Below are 13,239 nucleotides of genomic sequence, written 5' to 3'. Positions count from 1 at the left end.
ATGCAGACAACAATGCACCCGGCCTTCCGAGAGAAGGTGGACACGCTCAAGGCGCTCCTGGCTCGCACTCAGGAAGCCCGTGACGAGGCCTTCGCCAAGATAGGTAAAGGCGCCCCGCGCTATCAGGCCTCTGGCAAGGGCAAGATCTGGGATGTGATCGAAATCGCCACCGGCGCCAAGCAGGGCTTTGCCTACAGCTACCAGACGGCCATGCGGTTTGTGGATGCGATGGAGGCAGGTGCAGCGAGCAAGCAAGGCGGCATGCTATGAGCAAGCGCAAGCCGCACAACATGCACGCCCGGCTGGAACGCACCTGCAGGGCCCTGGTCTCGGCCAACCACGCCGCCGTGGTGAATATCGACCCCAGCGGCCAGCAGGTGCTGATCAACTGGAAGAACCTCAAGCAGATCCGGGTGCGCCAGGTCGTCGACGCCGTCTGCGATATCCCTCACCGGTGGACCATCTACCTGAGCGTGTTGTGCCGAGACCACTTCGGCGCGCGGTACCACAAGTCGATCGAGGTCGCGCCGCAGGGCAACTACCGGGCCGAGCACCTGACCGACGTTATCGAGGCTACCTACACCGACCTGCGGGCCACGGCCAACCCTAATCACCTGGTGGCGGCCGGATGGATCGCCATCCCCACCGACACAACGCTCGACGAGGCAGAGGCCGCCAAGATCTTTGCCGCTGTCGGCGCCTGGAATCAGCAGAAAGCAGCATGAAACGTATCACCGCACGCGTCCGGCACGGCCGGCGCCAGCAACACATCAATCTGCCGCCCAGCGGCTTGGGAGGTATCGGCCATGGCCGAACAGAAGACCGGAGCCGCGAAACACTCAGCGGACTACCGAGACCGCCAGAAGAAGACTGCCGCAAAGCTGGGCATCGAGAAGGTGTTCTTCAACATGCCGGAAGGGATCAAGGCTGCCATGGCTGCCGAGATCGAGTGTCACGGCTACGACCAGGTGCAGGAACTCTGGCAGGACCTGGCCTTGTCGTGGATTGCGCAGGATCCCGAGGAGCGGGCGCGTCGTCTTGAACGACCTGACGCGCCAGCTTTTTACATCTCGCCAAAACTAGCGCGTCAGTTCGAAGAACAGAGCTTGCGCGACCTCCGCCGCGACCCCGGCGACGAAATCGTCAGACCAGACCTGTAACCCCCTAATCGAAATCACGCCGCCAACCGGCCACGGAGGATCACCCATGCCCATTCGCCACGCAGTGATGCACTTCATCGACAAGAAGCCGGACGGAAGCCCAGCGGTGCTGCACAAGGCCCATGGCGCGCTGCCACCCAGCGAGGCCATCGAAAACCTGCTGGCAGACCTCAACGACGCATACAACGCTAAACAGGGCAAGGCCTGGGGTTTCTTCCACGGTGAGTCTGGCGCCTACCCGTTCAGCGGCTGGCTTCGGTCCTTCGTTGATGGAAATACCGAGTTCCTGGCGTTTACTGACCAGGCAGTCGAGCACCTGCAGCGCCTGATGGAAGAATCGAACCTGACAACCGGCGGCCACGTCCTCTTCGCCCACTACCAGCAAGGCATGACCGAGTACCTGGGCATTGCACTCCTGCAGCACCGTGACGGCGTGACGGTGAGCGATGGGCTGGACGTGAAGCCATCCCGCCACCTGGACCTTTCACAGTTGCATCTGGCCGCCCGCATCAACCTGTCGGAGTGGCGCAACAATAAGGACTCCAAGCAGTACGTGTCGTTCATCAAGGGTAAGAGCGGCCGGAAGCTCTCCGACTACTTCCGCGACTTCATCGGCTGCCAGGAAGGCGTCGACGGCCCTGGCGAAACCCGGACACTGCTCAAGGCGTTCAGCGACTTCATTGAGCGTGAGGATCTCCCTGAGGAGGCGGCCCGCGAGAAGACCCACACCCTGGTCGAGTACGCCACCGCCCAGACCAAGCTGGGGGAGCCGCTGACCTTGCAGGAGCTGTCAGAACTGCTCGACGATGACCGCCCGCAGAACTTCGCCGAGTTCATCCGTAATGCTGACTACGGCCTGTCTGCCGAGATCCCCGCGGATAAGCGGACGATCAACCAGTTCCGCCGCTTCACTGGCCGCGCCGAAGGGTTGTCGATCAGCTTCGAAGCGCACTTGCTGGGCAACAAGATCGAATTCGACCAGGAGGCCGGCACGCTGATGATCAAGGGCGTGCCGACTCAGTTGGTCGATCAGCTGAAGCGAGCAGAAACGAAATGACTCTCCCGCAGCCACCGGCTTTGTCAGCTTTCTTTAAGAACCTGATTTGCTGATACTGTTGCCAAGCTTATCCAAAGCGCGGCGGTGGGCGTGTCCATCCAAAAGTCCAGAATCTTGTCCGACTCAGCTTCGAGCATCCCGCCTTCCAAACCGCGTAAAGCGTCTCTCAGCGTAGACACAGGCTCTAGGAGGTTTACTGATGGAAGATCCAGCAAATTGATGCTGTCTAATGAATGACGAAGCCCTGAAATCAGATTCAAACTGGATTTGAGATTTATACGCTCTCTGCTCTGGATCGTAACAGCTCGCTTTGATCTCTCTGCTAGAGATCTGACATGGCATTCTACAAGCTGGCTGCGGGCCTTTTCGTCCTGTAACTGGGCTCTCCTTTGAGAAGAAGCTACCCATATCGCTATCAGGATAGCCGCGACCGATCCAATAGCTTGCACCCAAGAGGCAAGCTCAGAGCTACCAATCTCAGCGATTGGCTGAAGACTCCCCCCCAGCACCCACATTGTAGGTCCGACTAGCAAGCAAACCCACATAGTTCTAATCGCGAATGGCGCGCTCTCTCGCAGTGCTTCCTTAATCTTCAATCGTATTCCCTCCGAAATAACCTAGGGAATTCAATCGCATCCCACCCCAAATTGCCACTATGCCGCATCCAGCCATGGAGGGCGGCGCATGCATGGAGAAAGCCATGAGCCAGTTCTACCTACAGGACAGCCGCAGTCATGTCGGCGACGGAATGATGTTCTGGGCCAAGGAAGGCCGCGGCTACGTGACTAACCTGGACCAGGCCGAGCTGTTTACCTTCGAAGAGGCATGTCGCCACCGTGACACCGATATCCCCTGGCCGAAGGAGTACATCGACGCCAGGGCACTACGGCGTCGACTGCCAGCTGATGGAAGACGACAAGCGCATCGTTGGGCTACAGGCCGGCGCCCGCGTCTACGTGCACGTGCCAGGCGACTGGAATGGGAACGATGTCTACTGGGTCAGCGAACAGCGTGGCAAGGTGACCGAGAACCTGCAGCAAGCGATCTGCATGGATCTGGAAAACGCCCAATTCACGTATGCCAATCATGCCGGCCAAGGCACGCGAGTATTCTGGCCGGCAGCCTACATCGAGGAGATCCGCCGGCGCCTGGTGCACCGCCAGAACGTCGACCATACGCTGGCCCTGCGCGTGGCCGGCGTAAAGATGCCCAGGCCGCCCAAGGTCGCCAAGCGCCGCCAGCCGATGCTCAATTGCTGCGGCTGCGGACGCTTCATCAGCTGGGACGGCCGATTTCTCAATGACTGCCAGAACTGCGGCGCGAACAACTGTCCCTGACCCTCCGGCGCTGCCCGCCAGTGCCTTCACTTAGTTCAAGAGTGGTTGAATCGCTTGGGCTACTGCAGCGACAGAGGCAAAAATTGCCGCAATCTTGTTCCACTTCCCCTGTTTCTTAGTGGTCTCGACCAGGTCCGTCTGGGAGCCATCCTCATCCGTCCATACCAGACGACTTCCAGGGAATTTGGCCGGGACCTTGGCTGCTGCTGATTTCGCCCAGCAAAAGGCAGAGATGATAGCGCTCACACACAGCACGGTCGTTACAACGGTCTTGAAGTGTTCCAAATCTACACCCTCCGAAAAACCGAGCTAATTACCCCATTTCAACGAATCACGCCACCCCGGCGAGGACCGCCCATGTCTGCGTTTCAGAAAATGAACCCCCTCGACTTCAAAACCCAGTACGGCCTTGGCTTCGATCCTCAAGACGACGAGATCGTGGTCGACTTCTTCTGTGGTGGCGGCGGTGCCGGTACCGGTCTGGAGATGGGCCTCGGCCGGCCGGTGACCGTGGCCAAGAACCACAGCCCAGCAGCCATCAGCATGCACACTGCCAATCACCCGGCGGCGCGCCACTTCACCACCGACGTGTTCGAGGGCGACCCGGACGAAGAATGCCAGGGCCGGGCCGTGGGCTGGTTCCACATGAGCCCCGATTGCACCCACCACAGCCAGGCCGCCGGCGGGCAGCCGCGCAAGCGCGAGATCCGCAACCTGTCATGGATCGGCCTCAAGTGGGCCGGCAAGAAGAAGCCCCGAGTAATCAGCCTGGAGAACGTGAAGCAGATCCTGCAGTGGGGACCGCTGATCGCCAAGCGCGACAAAGCCACCGGCCGGGTGATGAAGCTGGACGGCACTGTGGCGGAAATCGGTGAGCGCGTGCCGGTGCAGCAGCAGTTCCTGGTGCCCGACCCGAAACGCCGCGGCATTACCTGGCGCCGGTTCGTGCAGCTGCTCGAAGGCATGGGCTACCAGGTGGAATGGCGCATCCTCAAGGCCTGCGACTTCGGCGCGCCAACCAGCCGGGAACGCCTGTTCATGATCGCCCGCTGCGACGGCAAGCCAATCGTGTGGCCAGAACCGACCCATGCCAAGAACCCAGCCAAGGGTCAGCAGAAGTGGCGCACCGCCGCCGACTGCATCGACTGGAGCGTGCCTAGCAAGAGCATCTTCGGCCGCAAGAAAGAGCTGGCAGCCGCAACGCTGCGCCGGGTGGCCAAGGGAATGAAGAAGTTCGTTCTGGACAACCCGCAGCCCTTCATCGTGCCGATCGCGAACTGGTCGGGCGAGCTGGCCCAGTCAGCCGACGAGCCGCTGCGCACCGTTACCTCCTGGCCGCGGGGCGGTTCGTTCGCAATGGCCAGCCCGACCCTGGTGCAGACCGGATACGGAGAGCGCCAAGGGCAGCAGCCCCGCGTGCCCGGCCTTGATCAGCCGCTGGGCACTGTAGTCGCCGGCGGAGTGAAGCATGCGCTTTCAAGTGCGGTGATCCTCCCAGCCACCCACCAGGGTGCCGACCGCGTGAACGACCCAGGCGAACCGATGCCGACGGTCACCGCCGCCAACCGCGGAGAGTTGATGATGGCCAGCCCGGTAATGGTCGGGGCCGGCGGCCCGGTGTATGCCGGCAAGCCTGTACCAGCTGACCAGCCCATGGGCACCCTGATGACCCAAAGCCACCGCGCGCTTGCATCAGCACACCTGGTCAAATTTAGGTTTAACAGCGAAGGATCGGCCATCACCGACCCTGTGCCGACAATCACCAGCGGCGGCAACTACAAGCGCCCGGCTGGCGCAGCGCACGCGATGGGAGTCTGTACTGCTTTCATCGAGCAGGCCAACGGCGGGTTCAACACCACCCCAGCCCGTGGCATGGACGAGCCGATGAGCACCGTCACCAACACGGGCAGCCAGCAGCGTTTGGTAACGGCCAGCCTGGCCACGCTTCGGCGCAACTGCGTAGGCCGAGCCGTTGATGAGCCCGTACCGACCATGACCGCCGGCGCCGAGCACCACGCCTTGGTCGAGTAAAAGCTGTCATCGGAGCATGAGCAAGGCGCCCTACGTGTCGCGGCGTTCCTCATCAGCTACTACGGCACGGAGAACATCAGCGCAGCAGACGCGCCAGCGCCGACAATCACCACCAAGGACCGCCTGGGCCTGGTCACGGTCTTCGTGAAGGGCACCCCGTACGTCATCGTCGACATCTGCCTGCGCATGCTCCAACCGCACGAGCTTTACCGTGCACAGGGCTTCCCGCCAAGCTACATCATCGACAAGGGCGCCGACGGCAAATCGTTCACCAAGACCGAGCAGGTGCACATGTGCGGCAACAGCGTCAGTCCGCCGCCGATGGCTGCTCTTGCTAGGGCCAATGACCCTTGGAGTGCAATATGTACCGCTGTTGCAGCTTAGGTGACGCAAAAAGAACGCGGCAAACTAGGCTTTCAGATTTACCAATATGCGCTCTCGAGGATCTTCACCAGCCTTGAGCTCATCCCAAGCCGACTGTAATACATCACGATTTTTCTCAATCCAACCCGCGATTTTCTTGTCGTATTTCCGTGGTAGTTGGCCCACTAATCGCTCCCCCGTATCAACCGCGAAACTAGCTGTATGGCGTACTCGTCCATAGTCGATATGGATATGCGCCCGAGCGTGGTGATCTGGCTCCATTCTTAGAGCCAAGGGTTGAAGTTTGAGCAATAGAAACCCTATCGAACCGCCGCCGCGTGATGGCGAGTTCAACGCATCGAACATTGCTAAGTCCCGTTGCAGATCCTCTGCGGAAATTCCCATAGCTTACTTACTCGTTTTCATGAAAAAGGCAGCAGATCTTGCCAGTGAAATTGGTACACGAGTAGCCCTCCCCACTACGGATGAAACAAGCTGCCAACGCGGCCAAGTAATCGTCATGCCTGAAAAAATGAATCTGATCCAGCGGGCGCCGGTCGTGCGCGATGAAAATGGGATGTTCCAACATCCGGACCTACCCGATTTCGACGAGGGTGACGGCGACAAGTGCAAGGCCTGGATAGCCCAGCAGGGCCTGCAGGTTTGCATGGTCAGCCTGGAGTACGCCGATGAGGCGATTGCCAACCGCTACTTCGAAAGCCATGACCCAGATTGCAGCTATTGGGAGCCAGAGCGGCCTACCGGCGGCGACTGGTTCTGACTGGCCATCCACGACACCGACGACGGCCCGGTGTGCTGGTGGGCACGCCGCGAGGTCAAGCCATGAAGCGCCACCTAGTCGTCATGGGCGTCCTGATCGGCACCTTCACCTTGGTGCAGGCCTTCTGCGTGGGCATGTTTGTCGGTCGCGAGACCAAGGTCTGCCAGCTGCAGGCCGGCAACGAGCGCCAGCTCTCCCCGCACGAAACCCAACCCGAACCTACACCCGCTCTGGCGCCTGGGCGCTGGATTGATGAGAGGTATCAGCTGTGAGCAAGTATCGTAAAGGTCAGCTTTACACCCGCCGCATGCGCCCGTCTGACGACAGTGACAGTTGGCGCATGGCAATGCGCCTGGCGTTCTACACAACCATGCTGCGCAGCGGCGAATACAAGAGTGCCTATGTGCTCTGCCGCCACGGTGTGAAAGGGATAATGGAAGTTGGCAGGAGCCGTAAAGACCTGACTTCCACCCTGTTCATGTCCGGTTGCCGCAACTTCAAGGATATCCAGCGCAAGAGCAAGTTCGGCAACATCGAGCGCGCCAGAGCTGCCAAGACCAAGCAGGTAGCGCCATGACCGACCTGATCGAAGTGAGGGTATCCAACCTGGTCGGCGCGCCGCTGGACTGGGCTGTGGCCATGGCCGAAGGATTCGAGTCAGATCCCGAGCGTCTGACAAATGTTTGGCTCAACGAAGAAGACCCTACCAGCATCAGCATCCGCGGCGTCGAGATGGGCTACGGATTCAGGCCCTCATCAAACTGGGAGCACGGCGGCCAACTGATCGACAAGCACAGCGGCACCGCTCAGCACATTCCCGGGCTGCCTGCCCATCTGGGTTACGCCGGTGGCCCGGCCGGAGCCGGGGTCTGGTGCTACGGCCCCACAGCCCTGATCGCATTCTGCCGGGGCCTCGTCAACCACAAGCTCGGCGATTCCATACAAGTGCCGAAGGAGCTGATGCCATGATTCCGGAACGGAGGCGTGGAGACCATCCCATGGAAACCGAAAGCACCGGTGATATCGACAAGGTCACCGAACAACGCATGGCCGACCTACTCGGCTGCACCAAACGCTCTCTTGAGCACCGCCGCCTGCGCGGCATCATTCCTGAAGGCGTCTGGATGAAGCATGGCGGCCGCATCATTTACAGCAAAAGGAGATACGACGAATGGCTGGAAAGCCAATGGATCTACCCAGAGGGGTCGAGATCTTCCGCAACTCCCTCCGCATTCGTTTCACATGGGACGGTGTCCGTCGATGCGAAACGCTCCCCTATCCCCCGACACAGAAAGGCATCAAAGCTGCATCCAGCCTTCGCGATCAGGTAACTAGCCTCAACAAACTCGGACTCCTTGACCAGGACAAGTACGCCGAGCTGTTCCCCAGCTCACAGGCCGCCGTCGGTGGTAAGCCGACGTTCGGTGAGTACGCCCAACTCTGGTTGGACAGCCGCGAAATCACCCAAGGAACGCACAACAACTACAAAAGCGCCCTGAACCTTTACTGGGTACCCCGCCTGGCCATGGTCCGTATTGACCTGATCACTACCACCCTACTCCGCCGCGTCATCACAGAAACAGAATGGACCTCAGCAAACGTGAAGCGCAACGCAATCACCAGGTTGTCGACGATCCTGGCTGCGGCAACCCGGGAAGGCCTGCTGACCAAGAACCCCGCCGAGGTGATTGAGTTGCCGAAGCGGTCGCGTAAGGAGATCGACCCGTTCACCCTGGCCGAAGCCAACACCATCATCGACAAGCTCTACGAACACAAGCATTGGCCGAGCCTCATCTATGCCGCGCTGTTCGAGTTTATGTTCTTCACCGGCCTCCGCTTGTCGGAGGCCTTGGCAGTGCGCTGGGATGTGATCGATATGGAAAAGAGGACTGTGCACGTAAAGAGGACCGTCGCCTTGGGCGAGGTGGAGGAAAGGACGAAAACAGGCAGGGATCGCTTCGTGCTGCTGAATGACCGGGCCTTGCGCGCGATCCAGTTCGCCAAGGAATACGCGGACCGCCGCCGGCATGGGAAGGGAGCGGTGACCGAAACGCCATTCTTGTTCCCGCCGTCGAAGAACGCCGAGCACGTGAAACAGACCTCCGATCTGCACAAACAGTGGGTGCCGGTGCTGAATGAGCTGGGCATTCGGCGTCGTCCCCCATATAACTGCCGGCACACCTATGCGACAATATGCTTAATGTCCGGCCTCAACCCCGCATTTATCGCCCAACAGCTGGGTCACAGCGTCCAAATGCTGCTGTCGACGTATGCCCGTTGGCTCAACTCAAGCTCCGACTGGAGCGAGCTGGAAAAACTCAAAATTGGTATCAAATCGGTATCAGCTTGAAAGCCAGCTCTGTAAGTGACTGATAGGTAAGCCCTTTGATCTCCACCGCCAACATCACCATGCAGTTCGGCTCCAAGCCGCTGTTCGAAAACGTTTCCGTCAAATTCAACAACGGCAACCGCTACGGCCTTATCGGCGCCAACGGTTGCGGCAAGTCGACCTTCATGAAGATCCTCGGCGGTGACCTGGAGCCGTCCGGCGGCCAGGTCATGCTCGAGCCGAACACGCGCCTGGGCAAGCTGCGCCAGGACCAGTTCGCCTACGAGGAATTCACCGTGATCGACACGGTGATCATGGGCCACGGCCAGCTGTGGAAGGTCAAGGCCGAGCGCGATCGCATCTACTCGCTGCCGGAAATGACCGAGGAAGACGGCATGGCCGTCGCCGAGCTGGAAACCGAATTCGCCGAGATGGACGGCTACACCGCCGAATCCCGTGCCGGTGAACTGCTGCTGGGCCTGGGTATTCCGCTGGAACAGCACTTCGGCCCGATGAGCGAAGTGGCACCGGGCTGGAAGCTGCGCGTGCTGCTGGCCCAGGCGCTGTTCTCGGACCCGGACGTGCTGCTGCTCGACGAGCCGACCAACCACCTGGACATCAACACCATCCGCTGGCTGGAAAACATCCTCACCGCGCGCAATAGCACCATGGTGATCATTTCCCACGACCGGCACTTCCTCAACAGTGTCTGCACCCACATGGCCGACCTGGACTACGGCGAGCTGCGCGTGTTCCCGGGCAACTACGACGAGTACATGACCGCTGCCACCCAGGCCCGCGAGCAGCTGCTGTCGGACAACGCCAAGAAGAAAGCCCAGATCGCCGAACTGCAGACCTTCGTCAGCCGCTTCTCGGCCAACGCCTCCAAGGCCAAGCAGGCCACCTCGCGGGCCAAGCAGATCGACAAGATCCAGCTGGCCGAGGTCAAGCCGTCGAGCCGGGTGAGCCCGTTCATCCGCTTCGAACAGACCAAGAAGCTGCACCGCCAGGCTGTTACCGTCGAAAAAATGGCCAAGGCCTTCGACGACAAGGTGCTGTTCAAGGACCTGGGTTTCACCATCGAGGCTGGCGAGCGCGTGGCGATCATCGGCCCCAACGGTATCGGCAAGACCACCCTGCTGCGCACCCTGGTCGGTGAAATGACCCCGGACAAGGGTGAAGTGAAGTGGACCGACAGCGCCGAAGTGGGCTACTACGCCCAGGACCACGCCCACGACTTCGAAGACGACATGACCCTGTTCGACTGGATGGGCCAGTGGACCTCCGGCGAGCAGGTGATCCGCGGCACCCTCGGGCGCATGCTGTTCTCCAACGACGAGATTCTCAAGTCGGTGAAGGTGATTTCCGGTGGTGAGCAAGGCCGCATGCTGTTCGGCAAGCTGATCCTGCAAAAGCCGAACGTGCTGGTGATGGACGAGCCGACCAACCACCTGGACATGGAATCGATCGAAGCGCTGAACCTGGCGCTGGAGAACTACCCGGGCACCCTGCTGTTCGTCAGCCATGACCGTGAGTTCGTGTCTTCGCTGGCCACGCGCATCATCGAGCTGTCGGCTGATGGCGTGGTGGACTTCAGCGGTACCTACGACGATTACCTGCGTAGCCAGGGTGTGCTGGTCTGATTGATGCGGCGGCCTGGCCATCTTGTATGGCTGGGCCGGCCTCTTCGCGGGCATGCCCGCTCCCACAGGGGCTGCGTAGCATTTGAGGCCTATGCACATCCTGTAGGAGCGGGCTCGCCCGCGAAGAATTCACCGCCGATCCCACGGGCTGGCACTGCCCGACGAATAATTCGTTAGCCTGCTTTCATTTCCTTCGCGCAACGGCCATGATGGGGCCACGCCCAACCGCCCGCCCGCGAACGAGCCCATGACCGCGCAACAACCCGCCCCCGCCAGTAACACGCTGCAAATCACCCTGCAGATCCTGTCGATCGTTTTCTACACCTTCATCGCCTTCCTCTGCATCGGCCTGCCGATCGCCGTGCTGCCCAGCCATGTGCACGACCAGCTGGGGTTTGGCGCGGTGGTCGCCGGGCTGACCATTGGCCTGCAATACCTAGCCACGCTACTCAGCCGCCCGTTTGCCGGGCGCGTGGCCGATACCCTGGGGGGCAAGCAGGCCATTCGCTTCGGCTTGCTGGGGATTGCCGGCTGCGGGGTGTTGACCCTGCTCTCGGCCTGGACCCTGACGCTTCCGCTGCTGAGCCTGGCGCTGTTGCTCGGCGGGCGCCTGCTGCTGGGCATCGCCCAAGGGCTGATCGGCGTAGCCACGCTGAGCTGGGGCATCAGCCAGGTCGGGCCCGAACACACCGCCAGGGTGATTTCCTGGAACGGTATCGCCTCCTATGGCGCCATCGCCATTGGTGCCCCCTTGGGTGTACTGGCCGTCGACGGGCTGGACTTCAGCGTGCTGGGGCCGGCATTGCTGGTGCTGGCGGTATCTGCCCTGCTGGTACTGCGCAAGCGGCCGGACGTGGTGGTGGTGCGCGGCGAGCGCCTGCCCTTCTGGTCGGCCTTCGGCCGGGTCGCACCGTGCGGTCTGGGTCTGACCCTTGCCTCTATCGGCTACGGTACCCTGACCACCTTCGTCACCCTGTATTACCTGGAACGCGGCTGGGTGGGCGCAGCTTGGTGCCTGAGTGCCTTTGGCGTGTGTTTCATCATTTCCCGGCTGCTGTTCGTCAATGCGGTCAACCGCTTTGGTGGCTACAACGTGGCGGTCGCGTGCATGGCCACCGAAGTGCTCGGCCTGAGCCTGCTGTGGCTGGCACCGTCGCCGCCGTGGGCGCTGATCGGTGCCGGGCTTACCGGTTTCGGGCTATCGCTGGTGTACCCGGCGCTGGGAGTTGAAGCGATCAAGCAGGTACCCAGCAGCAGCCGTGGTGCAGGGCTGGGAGCCTACGCCGTGTTCTTCGACATGGCCCTGGCCATCGCCGGGCCGGTGATGGGCGCAGTGGCCGCACATCTGGGCTATGCCTCGATCTTCTGTGTGGCCGCTCTGCTTGCCCTGGCCGGTGTCGGCCTAACGCTGTTGCTGGCGCGGCGCGCCACTCGCGGCTGAACGCTCGGCCGGCTCCGGCGCGCCCAACGCCTGGCTGAAGAACACCGCGGCTTCATGTTGCAGGGAATGGTGGATGTGCCGACGATCCACACCTGCGGCGTCCTTGCACAGCGCCGGCATCCGCACGGACTGCTCGGCATCGCAATGGGCCATGAACACGAAGTGCCCGGCGCCGGCCAGCAGGCGATAGTCCGGTGTCACCGGCAACTTGCGGGCCAGGGCTTCGGCGTTGCGGTCCACCGCCACCAGCTGGTCGCTGTCGCCACTGTAGATCAGCGCCGGCACCTGCACCCCGGCCAGGGCATGGCGCCCGAACAGCAGGCTGAGCGGTGCCATGAGCATCACGGCCCCCACCCGCTGGTCGGCCTCTGGCACCAGCTCGCTGCGGTCGGCAATCAGTACACCGTGGGTCTTGCAGGCGTCGGTGTCGTCAGGGCGCTCCAGGCAGTACTTGCGCAGGCGGTCCAGGTCCGGGCGCGCGCCTGAGAGGATCAAGGCAGTTTCACCACCGGCCGAGTAGCCGATCACCCCAACCTTGCCACCGTTCAGGTAAGTCCCCAGCAAGGCATCATCGCGGGCGGCCGTAATTGCGGCACTCACTTGCAGCGGCCGGCCGTACAGATTGCTCAGGGTGCCTAGGCGGCTGTGGTCGCGGGCGTTATCGCCGGGGTGCACCACCGCCACCACGATAAAACCCTGGCGCGCCAGCGACGTCGCCAGGTAGTGCAAGGCCAGCGGGCTGCCGGTATTGCCGTGGGACAGCACCAGCAACGGGAACTGGCCCAATGCTACCGGCGCCTCTTCACTCACGTCGACCGGGTAGCCGTCTATCCGGCTGCTGCGGGTCTTGCCAATGGCCGGGTAGAACGCCAGCGCCTGCATGGGCCGGGCGTCGACCGGGTCGGCCAACGTCATGTGATGCAGGCCGACAACCCAGGGTGCGGCCTCGGCATGGGCCAGAAGGCTACCGAGCAGGGCCAGCGCCAGCATGCAGCGAGAAAGAGTCATCGGCCGGCGGTTCCTTGCAGGGCGAAGAGATAGCCCAGCATAGAACCGGCCTGGGCTGCACAGGATGAAACCTGAATGAAACCGAAGTC

At 61.6% G+C, this 13,239-nt stretch carries 15 protein-coding genes and 1 pseudogene; 14 read left to right on the top strand and 2 right to left on the bottom strand.

Annotated elements, in window-relative coordinates; all coding sequences use genetic code 11:
- The 7 genes from AC2T3R_RS12195 to AC2T3R_RS12165 all read left to right on the top strand — a co-directional run bounded on the left by AC2T3R_RS12195 (position 1) and on the right by AC2T3R_RS12165 (position 5,969).
- A complete protein-coding gene (locus tag AC2T3R_RS12195; RefSeq protein WP_486745179.1) occupies positions 1-270 on the top strand; it encodes a hypothetical protein in 270 nt (89 codons plus the stop codon).
- Positions 267-725: a hypothetical protein gene (locus tag AC2T3R_RS12190; protein ID WP_486745178.1), complete on the top strand. Its 459-nt coding sequence runs from the start codon at positions 267-269 to the stop codon at positions 723-725. Before AC2T3R_RS12195 ends, AC2T3R_RS12190 begins: the two co-directional genes overlap by 4 nt.
- 81 nt (positions 726-806) lie before the next feature.
- Positions 807-1,160: a hypothetical protein gene (locus AC2T3R_RS12185; RefSeq protein ID WP_486745177.1), complete on the top strand. Its 354-nt coding sequence runs from the start codon at positions 807-809 to the stop codon at positions 1,158-1,160.
- A 46-nt stretch (positions 1,161-1,206) separates the two neighbouring features.
- Positions 1,207-2,217 (top strand): nucleoid-associated protein YejK, encoded by a 1,011-nt coding sequence (yejK, locus tag AC2T3R_RS12180; protein ID WP_486745176.1) that lies wholly within the window; start codon positions 1,207-1,209, stop codon positions 2,215-2,217.
- Positions 2,218-3,122: 905 nt separating this feature from the next.
- Positions 3,123-3,554: a hypothetical protein gene (locus tag AC2T3R_RS12175; RefSeq protein WP_486745175.1), complete on the top strand. Its 432-nt coding sequence runs from the start codon at positions 3,123-3,125 to the stop codon at positions 3,552-3,554.
- 357 nt (positions 3,555-3,911) lie between these two features.
- Positions 3,912-5,585, top strand: a complete 1,674-nt coding sequence (locus AC2T3R_RS12170; protein ID WP_486745174.1) for a DNA cytosine methyltransferase — start codon at positions 3,912-3,914, stop codon at positions 5,583-5,585.
- Positions 5,586-5,729: 144 nt separating this feature from the next.
- Complete coding sequence (locus AC2T3R_RS12165; protein ID WP_486745173.1) at positions 5,730-5,969, top strand: DNA cytosine methyltransferase; 240 nt, start codon at positions 5,730-5,732, stop codon at positions 5,967-5,969.
- 24 nt (positions 5,970-5,993) lie between these two features.
- Here the strand turns inward: AC2T3R_RS12165 and AC2T3R_RS12160 are convergent, their stop codons facing one another.
- A complete protein-coding gene (locus AC2T3R_RS12160) occupies positions 5,994-6,314 on the bottom strand; it encodes a DUF4160 domain-containing protein (RefSeq protein ID WP_486745172.1) in 321 nt (106 codons plus the stop codon).
- A 154-nt stretch (positions 6,315-6,468) separates the two neighbouring features.
- Between AC2T3R_RS12160 and AC2T3R_RS12155 the strand changes: the two are divergent.
- The 7 genes and pseudogenes from AC2T3R_RS12155 to AC2T3R_RS12125 all read left to right on the top strand — a co-directional run bounded on the left by AC2T3R_RS12155 (position 6,469) and on the right by AC2T3R_RS12125 (position 12,142).
- Positions 6,469-6,795: pseudogene (locus AC2T3R_RS12155) on the top strand (hypothetical protein).
- Positions 6,792-7,001 carry a hypothetical protein gene (locus AC2T3R_RS12150; RefSeq protein ID WP_486745171.1) on the top strand — a complete coding sequence of 70 codons (210 nt, stop codon included), beginning with the start codon at positions 6,792-6,794 and terminating at the stop codon, positions 6,999-7,001. The pseudogene AC2T3R_RS12155 and the gene AC2T3R_RS12150 overlap by 4 nt, the downstream one beginning before the upstream one ends.
- Positions 6,998-7,306, top strand: coding sequence for a hypothetical protein (locus AC2T3R_RS12145; RefSeq protein ID WP_108479838.1), 309 nt, complete (start codon positions 6,998-7,000; stop codon positions 7,304-7,306). The genes AC2T3R_RS12150 and AC2T3R_RS12145 overlap by 4 nt, the downstream gene beginning before the upstream one ends.
- Positions 7,303-7,698, top strand: a complete 396-nt coding sequence (locus AC2T3R_RS12140) for a phage protein NinX family protein (RefSeq protein ID WP_108479837.1) — start codon at positions 7,303-7,305, stop codon at positions 7,696-7,698. Before AC2T3R_RS12145 ends, AC2T3R_RS12140 begins: the two co-directional genes overlap by 4 nt.
- Before the next feature lie 202 nt (positions 7,699-7,900).
- Positions 7,901-9,079, top strand: coding sequence for a tyrosine-type recombinase/integrase (locus AC2T3R_RS12135; protein WP_486745170.1), 1,179 nt, complete (start codon positions 7,901-7,903; stop codon positions 9,077-9,079).
- Positions 9,080-9,114: 35 nt separating this feature from the next.
- On the top strand, positions 9,115-10,701 hold the full coding sequence (locus tag AC2T3R_RS12130; protein ID WP_013972511.1) for an ABC-F family ATPase: 1,587 nt from the start codon (positions 9,115-9,117) through the stop codon (positions 10,699-10,701).
- A 247-nt stretch (positions 10,702-10,948) separates the two neighbouring features.
- Positions 10,949-12,142 carry an MFS transporter gene (locus AC2T3R_RS12125; protein ID WP_100413720.1) on the top strand — a complete coding sequence of 398 codons (1,194 nt, stop codon included), beginning with the start codon at positions 10,949-10,951 and terminating at the stop codon, positions 12,140-12,142.
- Here the strand turns inward: AC2T3R_RS12125 and AC2T3R_RS12120 are convergent.
- Positions 12,104-13,150, bottom strand: a complete 1,047-nt coding sequence (locus AC2T3R_RS12120; protein ID WP_486745169.1) for an alpha/beta hydrolase family protein — start codon at positions 13,148-13,150, stop codon at positions 12,104-12,106. The two genes, AC2T3R_RS12125 and AC2T3R_RS12120, sit on opposite strands and share 39 nt — an antisense overlap.
- Positions 13,151-13,239: the final 89 nt, after the last annotated feature.

The organism is Pseudomonas sp. PVC-5-1 (assembly GCF_057444345.1).
The sequence above is the reverse complement of the archived record's forward strand: the minus strand, read 5'-3'. Positions and strand labels throughout refer to the sequence as shown.

Bases quoted from the DNA above. Each gene is read 5' to 3' on its own strand.
- AC2T3R_RS12150 (WP_486745171.1), top strand. From the start codon at position 6,792: ATGAAGCGCCACCTAGTCGTCATGGGCGTCCTGATCGGCACCTTCACC.
- AC2T3R_RS12190 (WP_486745178.1), top strand. From the start codon at position 267: ATGAGCAAGCGCAAGCCGCACAACATGCACGCCCGGCTGGAACGCACC.
- yejK (WP_486745176.1), top strand. From the start codon at position 1,207: ATGCCCATTCGCCACGCAGTGATGCACTTCATCGACAAGAAGCCGGAC.
- AC2T3R_RS12140 (WP_108479837.1), top strand. From the start codon at position 7,303: ATGACCGACCTGATCGAAGTGAGGGTATCCAACCTGGTCGGCGCGCCG.
- AC2T3R_RS12175 (WP_486745175.1), top strand. From the start codon at position 3,123: ATGGAAGACGACAAGCGCATCGTTGGGCTACAGGCCGGCGCCCGCGTC.
- AC2T3R_RS12185 (WP_486745177.1), top strand. From the start codon at position 807: ATGGCCGAACAGAAGACCGGAGCCGCGAAACACTCAGCGGACTACCGA.
- AC2T3R_RS12170 (WP_486745174.1), top strand. From the start codon at position 3,912: ATGTCTGCGTTTCAGAAAATGAACCCCCTCGACTTCAAAACCCAGTAC.
- AC2T3R_RS12195 (WP_486745179.1), top strand. From the start codon at position 1: ATGCAGACAACAATGCACCCGGCCTTCCGAGAGAAGGTGGACACGCTC.
- AC2T3R_RS12125 (WP_100413720.1), top strand. From the start codon at position 10,949: ATGACCGCGCAACAACCCGCCCCCGCCAGTAACACGCTGCAAATCACC.
- AC2T3R_RS12135 (WP_486745170.1), top strand. From the start codon at position 7,901: ATGGCTGGAAAGCCAATGGATCTACCCAGAGGGGTCGAGATCTTCCGC.
- AC2T3R_RS12120 (WP_486745169.1), bottom strand. From the start codon at position 13,150: ATGACTCTTTCTCGCTGCATGCTGGCGCTGGCCCTGCTCGGTAGCCTT.
- AC2T3R_RS12160 (WP_486745172.1), bottom strand. From the start codon at position 6,314: ATGTTCGATGCGTTGAACTCGCCATCACGCGGCGGCGGTTCGATAGGG.